The organism is Pseudoalteromonas ruthenica (assembly GCF_008808095.1).
Lineage (GTDB): Bacteria > Pseudomonadota > Gammaproteobacteria > Enterobacterales > Alteromonadaceae > Pseudoalteromonas > Pseudoalteromonas ruthenica.
The window spans coordinates 1-18,755 of sequence record NZ_CP023397.1 but is presented as its reverse complement, the minus strand read 5'-3'; the positions used below and the strand labels follow the sequence as shown (position 1 = coordinate 18,755).

Genomic DNA, 18,755 nt, shown 5'->3' with positions numbered 1-18,755 from the left:
TTAAAATGCAATTGCAACCTTTAATGGGAAAATCCCACGAAAAAAACTGGAAACCCCCTTTACAGATAATAACTACAGCATTTTTTATACCACTTTTAGCATTAGATTGGTCGCGCTTGTATGCACTTCATCGCGTCTCAGTTGCAGCATTTGGCTACTTTTGCAACAGTGTCACAAATAGCAAAAAACACTGTGTTTATGATGAATAAAAATAATAAAACCTTAGTTCTGCTTGGGGCGCTCACTTTGATTAGCCAAGGGGTGATGGCCAATGTAATGCAAACCAAGGGGAATTTCGAAGATAAGTTTCGTCAACTAGACGAGTCCCTGCCTACTGCAAATAGCTACCGAAGTGCCGCTGGCGCCCCGGGGGAAAATTATTGGCAGCAGCAAGTGGATTACGATATAGACGTCACCCTAGATGAAAAAGCACGACGTTTGAGTGCCAGTCAGCGTATCGAGTACACCAATAACTCTCCGCACACCCTGCGTTACTTGTGGCTCCAGCTAGATCAAAATATATATAAGGCAGACTCAATTGCTGAGCGCAGTAAAACCTTCAAGTCTGGGCTTGAGGCTCAGCCTGTAGGTAAACCCACTAAGCTGAGCTTATCGGCCCTGCGACGCATGCAATTTCTCGCTGACAATGAGCCGGGATTCGTGCTCAGCAATATCAAAGATGAGGACGGGGATGATCTCAAAGCCACTGTTGTCGACACCCTTATGCGCGTCGATTTAAACCAGCCTCTGAGACCTGGACAAAGTACCGAATTGAGCATGGACTTTGCGTTTAATATTGTTGAAGAAGACGCCGTGGGCGCTCGCAATGGCTATGAACACTTTGAAAAAGACGGCAATGACATCTTTTTGTTAGCGCAGTGGTTTCCGCGTTTGGCGGCTTACACCGATTATGAAGCATGGACCAATAAAGCATTTTTAGGGCGTGGCGAATTCACCTTAGAATTTGGCGATTATGATGTTGAAATCACCGTGCCGGCAGATCATATTGTCTCCGCGACTGGTACCCTGGATAACCCAGGCTCGGTCCTTAACCGCACCCAGCGCCAACGCTTAGAACAGGCAAAAAATGCTGAGCGTCCGGTCTTTATCGTGACCGAAGAAGAGGCCTTAGAGAACGAAAAATCAGCCACACAAGAGACCAAGACTTGGCGTTTTAAGGCCGATAATGTACGCGACTTTGCGTGGGCATCATCACGAAAATTTATGTGGGATGCGAAAGGCTATCATCAAGGTGGCGACGAACAACCGCTGGTGATGGCGATGTCGTTTTATCCAAAAGAGGGCGGCGACCTATGGAAAAAATACTCCACCGAAGCGGTGATCCATACCATGGAGGTATACTCTCGCTATTCATTTGATTATCCCTATCCGGTCGCCCAATCAGTAAATGGTCCTGTGGGCGGCATGGAGTACCCGATGATCACCTTCAACGGGCCACGCACGGAGTTGCGAGATGACGGCTCTCGCACTTACTCCCAAGCAGAGAAACGTTTTCTCATTGGTGTTGTTATACACGAAGTTGGGCACATCTATTTCCCCATGATCGTTAACTCAGATGAGCGTCAATGGACTTGGATGGATGAGGGATTAAACAGTTTCCTTGATGGAGTTGCTGGACGCGAGTGGGATCCAGATATTCCTTGGGGAGTAGAGCCTCGCGATATTGTCGAGTACATGAAATCTGAACATCAAGTGCCGATTATGACACAATCAGACAGTGTGCTGCGCCTTGGGCCCAATGCCTACACTAAGCCAGCAGCGGCGCTAAATATTCTCCGCGAGGTAATTTTAGGGCGCGAGTTATTTGACTTTGCCTTTAAAGAATATGCCAACCGCTGGAAATACAAACGACCCACTCCCGCTGACTTTTTCCGCACCATGGAAGAAGCCTCAGGTGTCGACCTAGACTGGTTTTGGCGAGGCTGGTTCTATAGCACCGATCACGTCGATATCGCTTTAGATAAGGTATACAAGCTGCGTTTGGACACCATGAATCCAGATATCGACTTTAACCGCATGCGTGAGATTGAGAAAAATAAGCCGACGTCATTGTTTGTTGAGCGCAACAAGCGTGAGGGCCGTGATTTGTGGATAGATAAGAACCCCGATGTACGCGACTTTTACGACAGTAACGATCGCTTCACCGTGACCAACAAAGAGCGTAATGACTATCAAAAGATGCTCAGCAAGCTAGATCCCTGGGAACGTCGCACCTTAGACAGAGCAGTAGCCGAGGACAACAACTATTACGTGATGCAATTTAGCAACGTGGGCGGCCTGGTTATGCCCATTTTACTCGAGCTTAGCTACACCGATGGCACCACAGAGCAACGTTACATTCCAGCCGAAATCTGGCGCCGGAATGCCAAACAGGTGGAAAAGCTGATAGTGACCGATAAGGGTAAAGAAATTGCCAGTATAGCCGTCGACCCGGGCTGGGAAACCGCAGATGTAGATGTGTCTAATAACTATTACCCACGACGTATCATGGAATCGCGTATCGAGACCTACAAGCGTAAGAAGAGTAAAGCTAAGGTCAGTCGCGACATCATGCACGATATTAAAACCGAGCTCAAAGAGGCTAACGAAGAGGAACAACAGCCATAATGCGTATTATCGTGCTTTTATCGGTGCTGCTATTTAGCAGCGCCAGCTTGACTCACCAATTAAAAAACTCGGTGACCACCGTGCTGTTCAATCAACGCACTGAACATATTGAGCTGATGCATCGATTTTATCTTCATGACACAGAGCATGCCGTCGAAGACCTATTTGGCAATCAAGCTGATATGTTAAAGCATGCAGATGACCAACAAAAATTTGCCGACTATGTAGCCGAACAAGTGGCGATAACCGACCCCAACGATCAGCCTTTGCAGTTGAGCAATGTTGGCTTTGAAGTGGATGGTAAGTTTTTTTGGGTGTACCAAGAGGCAGCGATGCCAAAGCAGCCTCTAAAGGGCCTGAAAATGACACACGGGGCACTCCATGAACTGTGGCCTGCGCAAATTAATATGGTCAATATAGAGGGCAAAGGCAAAGTGCGAACTTTGTACTTTGAACGCCAGAACCAGTGGCATAGCGTCACCTTCTAAGCGCTTCCCCCAACCAGCGTGCACATCAGGGAAGATGTCGATGTGCGCGTTTTTTCCTGCTATGGTTGCGCTTATAGCGGTGCAAGGTCGTATCATTGCAACCATATAGTTTACAGGAAACACAATGCCAGGCAGCAAGCCTCACTCTCTTAATGGCGTCATTTTTGACATGGATGGCACACTATTCAGTTCTATACTGAATTTTGCTCGCATCCGTGAACAGCTCAACTGCCACGCTGATATCGATATTTTAGACTTTGTTAGTACCTTGGATAGCGAAGGGCGGCAACGAGCAGAGCAAGTGATACTCGACCACGAACTTGCCGATGCGCAGCAATCTCAACTATTACCAGAGGTTAAGGCAGCAGTGCAAAGGCTACACCAGGCCAACATTCCGATGGCCATCGTCACCCGTAACTGTCAGCAAGCAACGGCCATCAAAGTAAAACGCAACCCTTTGCCAATTGAGCTGATTTTGACCCGTGATGATGCTCCCGCAAAACCTGACCCCAGTGCACTGCTTCACATTGCCGAACGATGGCAAATAGCGCCAACTGAGCTGGTGTACGTAGGTGATTATAAATACGATATTGAAGCGGCGCGCAACGCCAATATGCGCGCTTGCTTATACGCGCCCCAAGCGCTTCCTGATTATGCACATCAGGCTGATCATATCATTCGCTGTTTCAGTGAGTTGCCTTCCCTCTTTCCAAGTTATGTTAAATAATCTTATTTAAAAAGTTTGACCAACAAAGCAGCACTTTTATGTAAACATGGCACTAGCCCAATGTGCTGCGAGTTGTTAAAATCCAGTGAGGAAATAAATTCAAACTTGAGAGATTGAAAATGGGCAGAGCGTTTGAAGTTCGTAAAAACGCCATGGCGAAAACAGCCGCGGCAAAAACAAAAGTAAACTCAAAATACGGTAAAGAGATCTACGTCGTTGCAAAAAATGGCGGTGCTGACCCAGATGCAAACCTTTCTCTACGCCGTTTGATTGATAAAGCTAAAAAAGATCAAGTACCCGCTCACGTAATTGATAAGGCGATAGAAAAAGCAGCCGGTGGTGCGGGTGAAGATTACTCTGCGGCACGTTATGAAGGGTACGGTCCAGGTAACTGCATGGTTATTGTAGACTGCCTTACTGATAACCCTAATCGAACCATTAAAGACGTACGCTTACCGTTTACCAAAACCGACTCCAAGATCGGCAACCCAGGTTGCGTTGCGCACATGTTTGATCACCTCGCCATTTTGGGTTTCGAAGGTGATGATGACGAAGAAGTGTTAGAAGCGCTAATGATGGCTGATGTTGACGTCACAGATGTCGAAGTAGAAGACGGCAAAGTATCTGTATTTGCCCCGCATACCGAGTACTTCAAAGCGAAAACAGCACTTACAGAAGCATTTGCAGACATTAACTTTGATGTTGACGAAATTACCTTTGTGCCACAAACACACATTGAAATCACCGATGAAGATGATATCGCCAATTTTGAGAAGTTTATGAACATGTTGGAAGATTGTGATGACGTACAAAATGTCTATCACAACGCCATTGTTAATAACTAATAGCGTTAATAAAAAAGCCGGCTAATATGCCGGCTTTTTTATTGCTGTAAAGGGCCTTTACATCGACGCTTGGCGTTCTTTGAACAGTCGGCGGTAATGATGCAAAAGCGGCTCGGTATAGCCATTGGGCTGTGATCTACCTTTGAAAACCAAATCTGTCGCAGCTTGAAACGCTAAGCTATCAAGTAAACTTTGTTCACTATCAGCCATATTTTTATACTGGCTATCGCCTGCGTTTTGCTCATCAACCACCTTTGCCATACGCTTCATGGTCTTCAGGACTTGCTCTTCGGTGCAAATACCATGGTGTAGCCAATTGGCAATATGTTGACTCGATATCCGTAATGTCGCGCGATCTTCCATTAAGCCGACATTATTGATATCGGGCACTTTTGAACAACCAACGCCTTGCTCTACCCAACGCACAACATACCCCAAAATGCCTTGCACATTATTATCGAGTTCGAGCTGAATATCTTCGGCGCTGAGTTGTTGCTGATTATCAATCGGCGGTGTGAGTAAGTCTCTAAAGGACTGCTGGCTTTGTGCTGATAATGTTTTTTGCTGCGCGAATACATCAACATCATGATAATGAAGGGCATGTAAGGTTGCGGCAGTCGGGGAGGGCACCCAGGCGGTGTTGGCACCCGATTTCACATGGCCGATTTTCTGCTCCATCATTAACGCCAGTTTATCTGGCATTGGCCACATGCCTTTACCTATTTGTGCTTTACCACTTAAGCCACATTCTAGGCCAATACTGACATTGCGTTTCTCGTAGGCATCTATCCAAGGCTGAGCTTTAATTGCCGATTTTGGCAATGCCGCACCGGCCTCCATGGCAGTATGGATCTCATCGCCGGTTCTGTCCAAAAAGCCGGTATTAATAAAGACCACGCGCTGTTTCGCTTGCGCAATACAGGCTTTCAAATTCACCGAAGTACGCCGCTCTTCATCCATAATCCCCATTTTCAAGGTATTGTTAGGAAGACCTAATAAAGCCTCCACTTCACTAAATAACTGCGCGGTGAAGGCCACTTCCTCGGGGCCGTGCATTTTAGGCTTAACGATATAAATACTCTGAGTGCGCGAGTTAGCTAACTCGGAGCGGCTGTGATATTCGGGAAGCGCGCACAAACTAGTAAAGACCGCATCCAATATGCCTTCAAATACCTCGTTACCATCGCTGTCTAGTATGGCGGGTGTTGTCATCAGGTGACCGACATTGCGAACAAACATCAAGCTTCGGCCATGAAGGGTCAGCGACGAGCCATCTAACTTAGTAAAATGTTGATCCCTATTAAGGCGCCGTGTTTGAGTTTGCCCACCTTTGGAAAATTCGCAGCTCAAGTTTCCCATCATCAGCCCAAACCAGTTACGATAAACTTGTGTTTTATCCTCGCCATCAACGGCAGCGACAGAGTCTTCACAGTCCATGATGGTGGTTAGAGCAGACTCGAGTACGATGTCTTTAATGCCAGCTTTGTCGTCGCGGCCGATGCGGTTGTGTGGGTCGATGGCGATAATAAAGTGCAGGCCATGATGACAAAATAGCAACGCAGTCGGGCGCTCAGGTTGACCCTGATAGCCAATCAACTGCGAGGGCTCAGCGAGGGTTACTTGCTGAGAGTCACCCAAAATAACCACAAGCTCGCCATTGTTTATCGCATATTCGGTACTTTCAATGTGTGAGCCGCTTTTAAGCGGTAACGCTTTATCTAGGAACTGTCGCGCATAGGCCATGACCTTAAAACCGCGCACAGGGTTGTATTGGCTACCTTGCTCTGCGCCTTCTTCCTCACTGATCACATCGCTGCCATACAGTGCATCATACAAGGAGCCCCAGCGGGCGTTGGCGGCATTTAGGGCAAAGCGTGCATTACTCACTGGCACCACAAGCTGCGGTCCAGCCATGCGCGCGATTTCATCGTCTACACCCTCGGTTTCTACGCTAACCTGCTGTGGTTGCTCGAGCAAATAACCGATGTCTTTTAGAAACTGGGTATATTCATCATGGTTATCTTTAGTATTTTTCTGATAATAACCGTCAATGTGCTTCTGCAAACTATCCCGCTTCGCCAGTAATGCCTTATTGATGGGAGTAAGGCGCTGAATGATATCGGCCAAACCCGCGAACAGGCGTTCAGTATCGAGTTCAGTGTGCGGCAGGACTTGCTCAGTTATGAATTGATAAAGCTGAGCATCAATAGCCAAGCCGCTGTGAGAGATGCGCTGGGTCATGTGCGTTTCCTTTAAACGAAGAAGTTAGTCATTTCACTGTAACTGAAAAAGCGCTGATGTGAACCCAAACCCCATTCATTAAAAATATAGCCACAATAATAACTATAAATTTAATAAATCAACCCAATTCGTCCTAGGGTAAAAATACAACGCACCGAGCACTCTCACATTGGCTTTGGGGCAATTAAACAGTTACCCGTTCAAAGGATACCTATAATGACAAACTACAACGCACACATCGACACGTTAAGCAGCCTTCGTCAGAGCAACCTACCGCAGTGGCAAGGGATTAATTCGGAATATGCAGCGCGTATGCAGCTTCAAAACCGTTTCAAAACCGGTCTCGATATCGCCAAATACACCGCTAAGGTGATGCGCGAGGACATGGCCGCTTACGACGGGGATTCAAGCCAGTACACGCAATCCTTAGGTTGTTGGCATGGGTTTACCGCGCAACAGATGATGATGGCCATTAAACGTCATCAAAAAACCACTAAGCGCAGCTATGTCTATCTTAGTGGCTGGATGGTGGCAGCATTGCGCTCTGAGTTTGGTCCATTACCGGATCAAAGTATGCACGAAAAAACGGCGGTGCCTATGCTTATTGAAGAGATCTATACCTTCTTAAAACAGGCCGACGCCCGTGAACTTGATCATCTATACAAGGCACTGGACGAGGCCAAGGCCCAAGGTGGCGATGTTGCAGCTATTACCGCACAAATCGACAACTTTGAGACCCATGTGGTGCCCATTATTGCCGATATTGATGCCGGCTTTGGTAACGAGGAAGCCACCTACCTATTAGCGAAGAAAATGATAGAGGCCGGTGCCTGTGCAATTCAAATTGAAAATCAGGTATCCGATGCTAAACAGTGCGGTCACCAGGCCGGTAAGGTAACGGTGCCCCACGAGGACTTCTTGGCCAAAATCAATGCGGTTCGATATGCCTTTTTAGAGCTGGGTGTTGATGATGGCATCATCGTTGCGCGCACCGACTCATTAGGTGCGAGCTTGACCCAGAAAATTCCAGTAAGCAAGGAAGCCGGAGATCTTGCTAGCCAATACTTGAGCTTCTTAGATACCCAACCTATTTCTGGGGGGGATGATCTGTTAGAAGGTGAAACAGCCATTAAGCTCAACGGTCAGCTATGTAAACCGGTGCGCTTAGATAATGGCTTATATCAGTTCCGCGCCGGTACGGAAAAAGACCGCGTAGTACTAGACTGTGTTACAAGCTTACAACATGGTGCCGATTTGCTATGGATTGAAACCGAGAAGCCGAATGTAGAGCAAATTGCGGAGCTGGTAAACCGCGTTCGCGAGCAAGTTCCTAACGCTAAATTGGTGTATAACAATTCGCCTTCATTTAACTGGACGTTGAAGTTCCGTGAGCAGGTGTATAGCCAATGGCAACAAGATGGCCGCGATCTAAGTGCTTATCCAGACCCAAGCCAAGATCCTAAAGTGCTTATGGATGCGAGCCTCGATGGCTCAGAACTAGCCAAAGAAGCGGATCATTATGTGCAAAACTTCCAGCGTGACGGGGCACGTGAGGCGGGTATTTTCCATCATTTGATCACTTTACCCACCTACCACACAGCAGCGCTCAGCACCGATATTCTTGCTGAAGGGTATTTTGGCGACTTAGGTATGCTTGCCTACGTGCGCGATGTGCAACGTCAGGAGATCCGTCGAGAGCAAGCCTCAGTGAAGCACCAAGACCTAGCGGGTTCAAATATTGGTGATACCCACAAGGAATACTTCTGCGGCGAAAACGCACTCAAAGCAGGCGGCGAAGCCAATACCATGAACCAGTTCTAAACCAAAAGGTGTGTTGCCAGTGAAAGGGCCGTTATCGGCCCTTTTTTTGGATCAGCATTTTACTTAGTGCAAACAAGGCGATGTTCATCTCCCCAAGGGGAGCTTTATTAAAGAGGTTACTGGGCCTTTACAGCGGTATAAACCACTTTTTTACCAACTGTATTGAGCTTTATTTTTATCACAGACCACATTTTTACTAACTAAACGACAGGGACAAATCACTTTTTTACTAACTCGAGGTATAAAAAAACCGCCTAAAAGGCGGTGCAAAACTGAGTTAACAGGCCTGTTCTTATGCTTGTTGGCGACGCAGTGGCACGACTTGAGCCCCTTCATCTACGACTTCATCCTTTGGGTCTTTTTGCTCCTCAACCAATGACTTCAAACGATCACGCACGCGCTGAGCATCACTTTGTTGCTGTGACGCTGCTTGATTTAATCGCTCACGGACAGCGTTAATACGCTCTTGTTGAGGGTCTTTAGGCACCATAGCCTCTACCGACACACCTTCTTGCGCCATCATCGCAGCTAAATCTGCAGAGGGCAGATTTAAAGCTTTAGCAGCAATCGTAAATGTCTCTTTGCAAGCAACCTGCTCAGCCAAGCTAAGCTTGGCTAAGGTGGCTTTGAGTTTGTGATAGTCTAAAAAGAGTTGTCCGAGGTGACTCTGAATCACGGATTCACTCGCATCGGTATGCGGTTTTTTAACACCCGCTATCGCGTCTTTGAGTAACCCTTCTTCGCGCATACGGTTAAGAAGCGCATCGGAAGGTAGCTTTAAGTCGGTAAAAACCTGATCTAAATTGCGTTGTACACGCATGGCTTCAACCATACTTAAGCGGGCAAAGGCGCCGGTAAGATTATAGTGATCCGTTAATATGGCAAACATATCCCCTCCTAAATCAGCAACTAAAGTAGCAGCTATCGATGACAGAATAATTACAACACCCACACCTCAACGCGACGATTACGTTCACGACCTTCTTTGCTTTGGTTGTTGGCAACAGGCAAAACCTCACCAAACCCTTGGGTGTCAAAGACCGCCACACCGCGAGCGGTGAGCTCCTGCTCTACAGAACGAGCACGCTGCAAAGATAATGTTTTATTGCGCCCTGCATCCCCGGAGTTATCAGAGAACCCCATTAGTATTACGCGCTTTTGGGCATGACTTTCAAGGTAATCGAGCAAACGCTGGAGATCGCGCTTACCTTTGTTATCCAACTGACCGCTTCCATGCTCAAAACGAAACGTCAGTGATAATCGCTGACCTTGTTTAGCATACTGCTTATATACCGTGGGCGCTTCAGTCATTGGCTGCACTTGCTCAACATGAATATTCTGCGAAATAAGACCCGTATCGGAGACTATCTCTTGCCCGGCATAAGAAATGGCATACTGAGCAAAGTTCTTGATAAACATCGATGCCGTGGTCGGTGTATACACGTAAAGTCGACGTGCTAGCGCATAATCTTCAGTACCGATAGTAAAGCGAGTAGGGTAGATGGGCGCCGTTTGAGCTCCCTCAGAGACCGCTATTGCTTTATTGTGAAGGATGTAGTTCAGCCCTATAAAGCCGATGCCGTACTCATCTTGTGAAACCTTTTGAGATAACACTGAGCTTGACTCAAAGCGCTGGGCAAGCGGGCTTAACTGCGCCTGATGCTTTTTAAGTACTAAGTTTTTAAAGGTGTCCCAGGTGCCAGACTTGGCGTCTCGAGCATATAGATTAATGGCCTCAGAAGGGCCTCCAAGCTCACGCCAGTTGCTTATTTTACCGGAGAAAACCGCAGCTAATTGCTGCGTTGATAGGTGGCTGACAGGGTTATTTTGGTTAACGATAACGGCTAATCCATCAAGGCCAATAATGTGCTCATTGCCTATTTGGCTGAAATCACCAAAACGCGCTTTAAGCTTATCGACTTCTTTGCTTTTAACTTTGCGTGAAGCCATTGCTAAATCTGCTTTGCCGGCTTCAATGTCTGCGAAACCAGTGCTTGAGCCATGCGCATGCAACTCGATGTAATATGGCTTGCTATCGAGCTGATAGTGCAGCTCTCTTTCGACGCTGACTTCGCCTTGACGCCAATTAAACTGCTTTGCCCCGAGCTCCTTAAGGTAGCCCTCGAGTAAGGCTGGAGCAAGCTTTTCACCAATGGTGTTGGAACCGTGAATACGAAATGCTAGTTGCGCTGGCTGTTGCTCTTTCTCTTGAACCCTGCCATTGTTGGTAGGCTGTTGAGCTGTGTTGACTTGTGTTGGTGCCGCTGGCTTCGAGGCCATGGCGATGTCAGGCTCTTGGTTGACGTAAAAGGTATACCCTGTGGCGACGAGCGCAAGGACGACAGCTACCCCAGCAAAAATAAGTGACAGCGGCGTAGAGGTTTTATCTTTGCTGATTTGTTCACCTGTGCCAGTACTGGGTGATGCCCCTTGCTGCTGTTGCATATCTTGCATAGCGGCTATGACGGCACTTAACTCACTATCTCCCAATAGGCTTAATTCATTGAGTACCAGCTTCCGATAACTCTCATCAGCGATAAATTTTTCCGAAGCTATTTCGATCCCATACTTATTTTGCGCTAAGCTTTGTAATTGCTGTAGGCGTTCGATAAAGCCCTGAGAATGATGCGATGTCATAAAAACCCTAAGTCATTATTTTTTGCGCATAGCTTAGGGTTCTAAGATGACAGTTTCATGAATTGTAAAGGGGGTTTACGAACGCTGTGTGTCACCGTTATCACTTACTTCAGCCATATAGGGACGTGTTATGATGAAGATATCTGGATACTTATTTATCGCCAGCGCAATCGCTTTTGCTGGCGCCGCATTCATTGGCAATATTCTCTCTTTGTTTGCAGTATCTGCAGCCTTTATCGCTTTAGGAATTACACAAATCAGAAAAGCGCCACACTGACTCCTGTCTTTATTGAGCTTGTTGTAGCTCAAGCTCTGCCTTTTCACGTAGCTCGGCAGGTAATTCTTTTTGAACAGCAACGCCTAACTCTTTGAATTCATTGGCTTGTTTTATAAGATTCCCCTTTCCGCTATAGAGTTGAGAAAAGGCTTTATCATAAGTTTCTTTGGCTTTGTCGAGCTGTTTACCTACACCGTCCATTGATACTAAAAAGCTGTTGAGTTTCGCGTAAAACCGCTCTGCACGTTTGGCCAGTTCTTGCGTATGCTTGGATTGATCTTCAAAACGCCAAAGCTGTTTAACAATGTTCAAGCTGGTAAGTAGGGTTGTCGGTGTCGCAACCAAGATGTTGCGTTCAATGGCGCGTTGATACAAATCAGGTTGATACTTCAGAGCTTCAACATAGGCACTTTCGATGGGCACAAACATAATCACCACTTCCGGGGAGTTCAGTTGCTCCAAACGATGATAATCTTTACTTGCAAGCTCGTTGATACGCTCGTTCATCGCTTGCACATGCTCAGCCAAGGCTTGGTGAGCTTCAATATCGCTATGAGCGTTAACGTATCGGGTATACGCATTTAGAGACGTTTTGGCATCGACGATAATATGGCGTTGTTGTGGCAAATAGACCACCACATCGGGACGGAAGCGACCTTCTGGAGTATCAAAGCTCGCTTCGCGCCGATAATCCTCATTGAGGCGCAGTCCAGCGCTGTCTAAGACGTTTTCTAGCATTAACTCACCCCAGTTACCCTGGGTTTTCTTTTGCCCTTGCAAGGCCGTAGAGAGACGCTCAGCTTGTTCGGTAATAGATTGATTGAGTTTTTGTAGATGTACTAACTCGGCTTTAAGTGCTGCTCGTTGTTGCAGCTCTTGCGAGTGGATATGCTCCATTTTATCTCTGAAACCTTTTAACTCGCCTTGTACTGGTTTTAATATCTGCTCCATGCTCTGCTGATTAAGGCTTTTAAACTGCTGTGATTTATCCTCAAAGACTTGTTGCGCGAGCGCGCTAAATTCTTGCTTTAGTTGGTCTTTAGAATCCTTGACTAACTGCAGTTGCTGCTCAAAGTGCGTTTCTTTTTGCTCTAGCGTCGCTTTCAATGACTCATAACGGCCATGAACAAGGGTTAACTTTTGCTGCAGTTGCTGGGCCTCCTGACGCTCTCGTTCTAAACGATTATCTCGTTCGCCAAGCTGCTGCTGATGATATTGCTGTTGCGCTAAAAGCTGTTGCTCTGTGTGCTCATTGCGCTTTTTATAGTGTGATACCCTGACCCCTAGGAACAAGCAAAGAGGAATAACAAAGGCGAGGGAACCTAGGCTCAATAATGCTGTAGTGGAAAGTGACGCGAACATACCTTTCTCGCAAAAATAATGCTGTTGGCTTGATAATAGCAAATCCCAGACAAAAAAAAGCCAGCTAAATCAAAGCTGGCCAATTCATAATAATCAGGGAAATCAACATAGGGTGCTTGTCTAACAAGCATAATAATAGAGTCTGGCGACAGCCAAAAGTTCAAAAGAAATTATGCTTTTTCTTCATTTTGTAAGTTAAGCATCTCAAGCAGTTGATTATCATCAATTTTTTTATCTACCAACAAACTCGTATTTAAGAACTCATCAACCAAGTGACGCTTTTTATCTGCCAAAGACATCACTTGTTGTTCCACGGAATCGGCGATAATTAACTTATACACAAAGACGGAGCGATCTTGGCCCATGCGATAAGCGCGGTCCGTTGCTTGATGCTCTACAGCGGGGTTCCACCAAGGGTCGAAATGGATCACTGTATCGGCGCGGGTTAAATTTAAGCCACTGCCGCCTGCTTTAAGGCTGACTAAAAACACGCGTTTATGCCCTTGTTGAAATTCGTCCACCTGGTGCTGGCGGTCACGAGTTTGACCGGTGAGCATCGCGTAATCAACATCTAAGTCGGTCAACTGCTTGGCAATTAAACGCAACATTGAGGTAAATTGACTAAAGATAATGACATGATGATCCTGAGCGAGCATATGTGGTAAATGCGTGGCTAACCACTGTAGCTTCGCACTGCTGGCTTCGTGCGCGTCATCAACTAACTGCGGATGGCAACAAATTTGACGAAGTTTCAAAAGTGCATCAAGGAACTGTAACTTACTTTTCCCCACCCCCTGGTGCGCCACTAAATGGGCGAGTTTATCGTGTAAAGCGCGATGATAATTGTGATAAACCTGAGCTTGTGCGGGTAACATATCGAGCTGTTTTACCAGCTCAGTTTTGCTAGGTAGTTCGCAGAGTACATCTGCTTTCGCTCGGCGCAGCAAATAAGGTCTTATAGCCTCTTGCAGCGCTACTAGCCCATCAGTGGCTTCGAGAAAGTTACTTTTGAACTGAGCGTCGCTGCCTAACAGCCCGGGCAAAGCGAAGTCAAATACCGATTTGAGCTCTTGCAAATTGTTTTCAAAGGGTGTGCCGCTGAGTGCGATTCGTGTTTGGGCCTGTAACTGCTTGGCCTTGATGCTTAACTGTGACTGCGCGTTTTTTATCGCCTGCGCTTCGTCTAACACCGCAGTGTTAAATTGCACACCGTGATAAAACGCAAAGTCACGTTTAAATAGCGTATAGGTTGTGACAATAACATTCTTACAATTTAGCTGCTGTAATTGTGCGGTACGGTTGTGTCCGATAACCACATCGACATCCATATGCGGACAGAAGCGTTGAATTTCGTTGTACCAATTCGCGACTAAGCTCGTTGGGCACAAGACTAAGTGGGGCTTTTGGGTATTTTCTAAGGTGCTCAGGAAGGCGATAACCTGCAATGTTTTACCTAGCCCCATATCATCCGCTAATACCCCACCTAAACCTTGTGCAGCGAGCAATTGTAGCCAATTAACGCCTGAGTGTTGGTACTCTCGCAAAGTAACACTGTGATGTAACTGCGGCTTTTTCAGCGACTTCAAGGTGGCCGGAGCGAGCAACTTTTGCAACTGAGTATCCACTTGCAACTCAAATGATTGTTCTTGTTGTAGTTGCTGATAAAGACTGCGAGGAAGCGTACAGTGCGGCTGATGTTTGCCACGAGCAAAGCGGGCAAGATACTGCCTTATACATTCAGCAGTGGCAGCAGTAATAGTAAAGTAACGTTCCTCTACTGCAATAAAATAATGCTGTGTGGTATAGGCTGGCACCGACTGCATTTGCGCTAAGGTCAATGGATAGTCCTTAGCGCGATGTTTAATAACAAACTGCACTTCTAAGCGATGGCCGTGCAACGCATTTACCTGGGCGATAATGCGCGCTGAGGTGGTGTTCTTCACATCAGCTTTGGGGAGGCCTGTCACTGTACCGCCCAGCGCCTGCACTTGGCTATTCAATTCAAACAGCCACTGCTGTTGATGTAAGCGCGAACGCGGAATGAATATATACTCGTCTTGTAAAGGGGCTTTACATGGTTGCAATCCTAAATTTTGCAGTGCGGTTGCCGCTGGCGTTTTCTCCTTTGCCACTAGGCGGACTTTATAGGGCACCTGGGCAGTTAAAAATTGCAGATTAAAGTAAGGAGTTAACTTTTTTTTTGATTCACCAAAGTTCTCAGGTGAAGCGTTTTCATTAGTCGTTTAGCCAGCTCGTCCACTTCACTGGCTTCGGCCTGAGGAAAGCGTGCTAACGCCTGTATTTGCTCTGCACTAAGATGAGTTTGCAAAGCATGAACCTGGTGTTCCGCAGTATTAACGTAATAAGGTGGGGAGGTCGGTAATACCCGCTCGGCGTTAAAATTAGGATGATTTGCGCGCAGCTGAGCAATATCATTCTTAACCTGCCATTGATAACTAAGCGCTATAGGCTTACCCAATTGTAACGGCTGACGCTCCTTTTCAAAAAACAGCTGAGCGTTACTCAGTAGCTGCAAAAGTGCTCTTTCACCCCACTGGGAGTGAAGGGTTAACTTGCCAGGCTGGTTTTGTGAGCGGATCCAAGAAAACAGCCGAAAGTCTTGCTCACATACCCCTTTAGGTGTCACTTGGGCGTGGCTTTGTTGTTCGGTTAACGCTCGCCCTTGGGTGTATTCATTATCTTCATTTAGTGCCGCGATTTTAGCCGTCAAAGTTAATTGCTGATGATGCGGATGTAGTTCAAAGGCAATTCCGTGATTTTGCACATCAGACGCAGAGCCATCACTTTTTATCTCATTAAACCAGTCTTCGATACGGTATTGATGAGCATAATCACCTTGGCTTTGTAACTTCAACTGCAGTAACGCCGAGGCCACGTGCTTACAACGGACTTTAGCATCACAGCTGCAGTGCGCTTCAACATCAACGACTTGGGCTGTGACATTGAGACGAATCTGCTGATCGTAGGTGGTTCCATCGTCGTCCATCACTTGGGCATCGATTTGCGTGTAGTCATCGTTTGCCTTTACCCACAATACTTGCTCATCTCGCAACATTTGCTGAGCACGACTGTACACACCTTTGGTGAATAATCGTTTTAATGCCAATTCGGAAAGTGGAAATGAAAACTGCTGTTGCTCACTCACTTCAGCAAAAACAGCCAATAAATCCTCTTTGGTTAACGACGACGCCATGGACCTACTCTGGAACTCAAATATGCCAGTATATCGCCTTTAAAGGGAAGGAAAAAGTATGAACTAGTGAGGAACCTGAAAAATAGGTACAAAGGTTTAAAAAGTAAGCCCCGATTGGAGCTTACTTATACAGAATGAGGGCTAATTAAAGCTCTCTAGCATTTTCGCCAACTGTGCAAAGCGTTTATCTGTTAGCACTTTATTATCGATTTTTATGGTTACATCACCACTCTTAGTATGCTTTTGTACACGAACAAAATCATTCCCTAAATCAATATCTTGCGTACGTTTTCCAGCCTGCTCAACATCGCACAAATACTTAGTAACGGCTAATGCCGCCTTATCGTCACTGTCAAAATACTGGTCGCTAAAATGGCTACTGCATTGTTTAACACGCTCATTAAAGCTTTCTGCATCTTTATCTTTGGCTTGAATCAGTTTTTTAGCGACTTCGCGACCGACGTAGTTGGCAGTAGGGTAGAGCGCCAAAACATCGTGAGGAAGACACTCATACGCTTTTATGGCATCAGCGATAGCGGTGTGTGACACTCCCTCGAGGGCCGCGATTTCGCGATAAGAACCTTTTTTACCTTGCTGCTGTAACTCATCACGGGTGTATACATATGCTTGCCCCAACTCCCACAAACTTGGCGCAATATACTGATCTGATGAAACCGCGAGTATTTTGGCGTCCTCATCGTTGAAATCTGCAGAGCTTAATACCAAATAGTCAGCTTTTGCGAGAATACAGGCTTTACGGCGGCGAGAACCCGCCAGCACAAATAAACCGTCATCATGCTCCCAAGCCAAAGCCGGATGCTGGTTGCGTCCATCTTCTGCAATTGCGGGTAAAATGTCAGCCACAGACTTCTCTGTCAGCAGGGCCTGAACTCGGCGGTTTTTACCATAAACTTTGGTACGCTGCTCTATTTCAGCGTGGGGGATCACCTCACACGTTAAGCGAATTGTGCGCTGCGGATCGCTCGGTGCTGGCATGCTAATAACATCGCCAGCTTGTGCTTGTTCTAAAAGTTGATCAAGGCTGCTATTTTCTACCGCTGTTGCGAACGGATCTATTCGAGTATCATTTTTACGTTTTTTTGCCATGACAGTGCCTTACTTAGTCGCCTCTAACTGAGACTGAGTGGACGGCCAATTAGAGCGTATTAACATCTCTAATTCATCGACCACATCTTTAATGTTTTCTTGCGCTTTTACTAGCGATTCTCTACTTGCCAAGCTATCTGATGTTTTCTGATCAAATATGGTATTGAACGATGATGAACTAGCAGTAATGGCGCTGCTGTGGTTAATGGGGTAGCTCATCACCTGACGACCAAAGGCCGAGCGGACATCCTTAACAATATCTCGCTGCGAATGGTTCCCCTTGACGTAATTGGTCACCAAAAACTGCATGAAGTCCCAGCCATCGTGACCGAGCGCCGCGACAGTGTGATAAATCTCACCTAAGCGCTTGAGATACTTATTATTTGCGTCAAAGTCTACAGCCTCAGGATGGACCGGGATAAGCATGGAGGTTGAGGCCATTAACGCGTTGTAAAACATAAAGTTAAGTGATGGAGCGGTATCAATTAGGATGATATCAAACTGATCTTTTACCGGCTCAATAACCTTTTCAAGCAATTTATGGTAATGCCGCGTTTGGTCGTAGTTGGCACTTTCGCGCAAAATAGTGGCTATTTCATGCTCAAAATAGAAGTCGTCCATACCTGATGGCAGGACACGAATATTAGGGATGTGTGTTGGTAGAAACGCATCGCTGACGATTTGTTCCCAGGTTTCATTTTCTTCTAAATCGATACAATCGCGCATAAGATCGCCAACGGTAATGGGATCTGGCTCACTAGGAGGAAAGAAGCTAGAAGAGGAGCCCTGAGGGTCAAGATCGATGATACCTATTCGATATCGTTTAATGTTGGTGGTGGCCAATGCAGCAGCTATATTCACCATGCTTGTGGTTTTGCCACATCCTCCTTTTAAGGAGTTGATAACAATGACTTGCAGTTTGTCGTCTTTATCACGGTGGTCGGCATCAATGCCCATGACTTCGGCCATGGCGTAAATGTTTGACAACGTATAAGCATAGTGACCATTTGCACCTCGACGTATTTCAATATGATCAAAATCGCCCTGATCATGACGTCGCTTTAAGGTTCGGTTATTACAGCCTAACAAATCGGCGGCCGCTTTTTGGGTGTATGTTCGCAGCTCTTTTTCTTCTGACTTAAGGTGAGCGCGATAATGTTGTATTCGCCCTTCTAATGACTTTTCAGCTACATCGGCGGTGGCTTTCAATAACTGATATGTTTTTAGCGCACTTTGTTTGATTGTCATACTAGCTTCCCTAAATTTGAGGCTTTAGTATAATGTCCACTACTTTACCTGTAAACATATATTTTAGACGACATTCTATTTTTTGATTGAAATTAAATCAAAGAAATTTTTTAAGAATAAATACCTTAAGGTAATAAGTAGGGTAAATAGGTTTAAATAT

General features: G+C 46.2%; 14 protein-coding genes. 6 read left to right on the top strand and 8 right to left on the bottom strand.

The features are described from left to right. Positions 1-201: 201 nt before the first annotated feature. The 4 genes from PRUTH_RS15445 to PRUTH_RS15430 all read left to right on the top strand — a co-directional run bounded on the left by PRUTH_RS15445 (position 202) and on the right by PRUTH_RS15430 (position 4,688). Positions 202-2,628, top strand: coding sequence for a M1 family metallopeptidase (locus PRUTH_RS15445; protein ID WP_151174255.1), 2,427 nt, complete (start codon positions 202-204; stop codon positions 2,626-2,628). Beyond that, on the top strand, positions 2,628-3,116 hold the full coding sequence (locus PRUTH_RS15440; RefSeq protein WP_151173776.1) for a DUF6702 family protein: 489 nt from the start codon (positions 2,628-2,630) through the stop codon (positions 3,114-3,116). The genes PRUTH_RS15445 and PRUTH_RS15440 overlap by 1 nt, the downstream gene beginning before the upstream one ends. Before the next feature lie 124 nt (positions 3,117-3,240). Continuing rightward, positions 3,241-3,843 carry an HAD family hydrolase gene (locus PRUTH_RS15435; RefSeq protein WP_151173775.1) on the top strand — a complete coding sequence of 201 codons (603 nt, stop codon included), beginning with the start codon at positions 3,241-3,243 and terminating at the stop codon, positions 3,841-3,843. 119 nt (positions 3,844-3,962) lie between these two features. Continuing rightward, positions 3,963-4,688: a YebC/PmpR family DNA-binding transcriptional regulator gene (locus PRUTH_RS15430; protein ID WP_045980020.1), complete on the top strand. Its 726-nt coding sequence runs from the start codon at positions 3,963-3,965 to the stop codon at positions 4,686-4,688. 57 nt (positions 4,689-4,745) lie between these two features. Here the strand turns inward: PRUTH_RS15430 and PRUTH_RS15425 are convergent, their stop codons facing one another. After that, on the bottom strand, positions 4,746-6,929 hold the full coding sequence (locus PRUTH_RS15425; protein ID WP_151173774.1) for a malate synthase G: 2,184 nt from the start codon (positions 6,927-6,929) through the stop codon (positions 4,746-4,748). 216 nt (positions 6,930-7,145) lie between these two features. Here PRUTH_RS15425 and PRUTH_RS15420 point away from each other — a divergent pair, with 216 nt between their 5' ends. Continuing rightward, positions 7,146-8,750 carry an isocitrate lyase gene (locus PRUTH_RS15420; protein ID WP_053909453.1) on the top strand — a complete coding sequence of 535 codons (1,605 nt, stop codon included), beginning with the start codon at positions 7,146-7,148 and terminating at the stop codon, positions 8,748-8,750. Positions 8,751-9,042: 292 nt separating this feature from the next. On the opposite strand, the gene PRUTH_RS15415 is transcribed toward PRUTH_RS15420, so the two are convergent. After that, positions 9,043-9,639, bottom strand: coding sequence for a hypothetical protein (locus PRUTH_RS15415; RefSeq protein ID WP_151173773.1), 597 nt, complete (start codon positions 9,637-9,639; stop codon positions 9,043-9,045). Between the two features lie 50 nt (positions 9,640-9,689). Then, complete coding sequence (locus PRUTH_RS15410) at positions 9,690-11,387, bottom strand: phosphate ABC transporter substrate-binding/OmpA family protein (RefSeq protein ID WP_151173772.1); 1,698 nt, start codon at positions 11,385-11,387, stop codon at positions 9,690-9,692. A gap of 130 nt (positions 11,388-11,517) precedes the next feature. Here PRUTH_RS15410 and PRUTH_RS19165 point away from each other — a divergent pair, with 130 nt between their 5' ends. Continuing rightward, positions 11,518-11,664, top strand: a complete 147-nt coding sequence (locus PRUTH_RS19165; RefSeq protein WP_022943535.1) for a hypothetical protein — start codon at positions 11,518-11,520, stop codon at positions 11,662-11,664. A gap of 9 nt (positions 11,665-11,673) precedes the next feature. Here PRUTH_RS19165 and PRUTH_RS15405 read toward each other — a convergent pair whose 3' ends face one another. The 5 genes from PRUTH_RS15405 to PRUTH_RS15385 form a co-directional block, all read right to left on the bottom strand. Next, entirely contained in the window at positions 11,674-13,026 is a 1,353-nt protein-coding gene (locus PRUTH_RS15405) for a DNA recombination protein RmuC (protein ID WP_151173771.1), read from the bottom strand. A 170-nt stretch (positions 13,027-13,196) separates the two neighbouring features. Next, positions 13,197-15,158, bottom strand: a complete 1,962-nt coding sequence (locus tag PRUTH_RS15400; protein WP_151173770.1) for a DEAD/DEAH box helicase — start codon at positions 15,156-15,158, stop codon at positions 13,197-13,199. A 56-nt stretch (positions 15,159-15,214) separates the two neighbouring features. Next, positions 15,215-16,240: an SWIM zinc finger family protein gene (locus tag PRUTH_RS15395; RefSeq protein WP_151173769.1), complete on the bottom strand. Its 1,026-nt coding sequence runs from the start codon at positions 16,238-16,240 to the stop codon at positions 15,215-15,217. A gap of 141 nt (positions 16,241-16,381) precedes the next feature. Beyond that, positions 16,382-17,347 carry a transcriptional regulator gene (locus PRUTH_RS15390; RefSeq protein WP_151173768.1) on the bottom strand — a complete coding sequence of 322 codons (966 nt, stop codon included), beginning with the start codon at positions 17,345-17,347 and terminating at the stop codon, positions 16,382-16,384. Positions 17,348-17,356: 9 nt separating this feature from the next. Next, positions 17,357-18,595 carry an AAA family ATPase gene (locus PRUTH_RS15385; protein ID WP_022946896.1) on the bottom strand — a complete coding sequence of 413 codons (1,239 nt, stop codon included), beginning with the start codon at positions 18,593-18,595 and terminating at the stop codon, positions 17,357-17,359. Positions 18,596-18,755: the final 160 nt, after the last annotated feature.

Excerpts from the sequence above, each read along its gene's own strand:
- PRUTH_RS15390 (WP_151173768.1), bottom strand. The coding sequence starts at position 17,347 with ATGGCAAAAAAACGTAAAAATGATACTCGAATAGATCCGTTCGCAACA.
- PRUTH_RS15430 (WP_045980020.1), top strand. The coding sequence starts at position 3,963 with ATGGGCAGAGCGTTTGAAGTTCGTAAAAACGCCATGGCGAAAACAGCC.
- PRUTH_RS15385 (WP_022946896.1), bottom strand. The coding sequence starts at position 18,595 with ATGACAATCAAACAAAGTGCGCTAAAAACATATCAGTTATTGAAAGCC.
- PRUTH_RS15445 (WP_151174255.1), top strand. The coding sequence starts at position 202 with ATGAATAAAAATAATAAAACCTTAGTTCTGCTTGGGGCGCTCACTTTG.
- PRUTH_RS15395 (WP_151173769.1), bottom strand. The coding sequence starts at position 16,240 with ATGGCGTCGTCGTTAACCAAAGAGGATTTATTGGCTGTTTTTGCTGAA.
- PRUTH_RS15410 (WP_151173772.1), bottom strand. The coding sequence starts at position 11,387 with ATGACATCGCATCATTCTCAGGGCTTTATCGAACGCCTACAGCAATTA.
- PRUTH_RS15405 (WP_151173771.1), bottom strand. The coding sequence starts at position 13,026 with ATGTTCGCGTCACTTTCCACTACAGCATTATTGAGCCTAGGTTCCCTC.
- PRUTH_RS15420 (WP_053909453.1), top strand. The coding sequence starts at position 7,146 with ATGACAAACTACAACGCACACATCGACACGTTAAGCAGCCTTCGTCAG.
- PRUTH_RS15425 (WP_151173774.1), bottom strand. The coding sequence starts at position 6,929 with ATGACCCAGCGCATCTCTCACAGCGGCTTGGCTATTGATGCTCAGCTT.
- PRUTH_RS19165 (WP_022943535.1), top strand. The coding sequence starts at position 11,518 with ATGATGAAGATATCTGGATACTTATTTATCGCCAGCGCAATCGCTTTT.
- PRUTH_RS15415 (WP_151173773.1), bottom strand. The coding sequence starts at position 9,639 with ATGTTTGCCATATTAACGGATCACTATAATCTTACCGGCGCCTTTGCC.
- PRUTH_RS15435 (WP_151173775.1), top strand. The coding sequence starts at position 3,241 with ATGCCAGGCAGCAAGCCTCACTCTCTTAATGGCGTCATTTTTGACATG.
- PRUTH_RS15440 (WP_151173776.1), top strand. The coding sequence starts at position 2,628 with ATGCGTATTATCGTGCTTTTATCGGTGCTGCTATTTAGCAGCGCCAGC.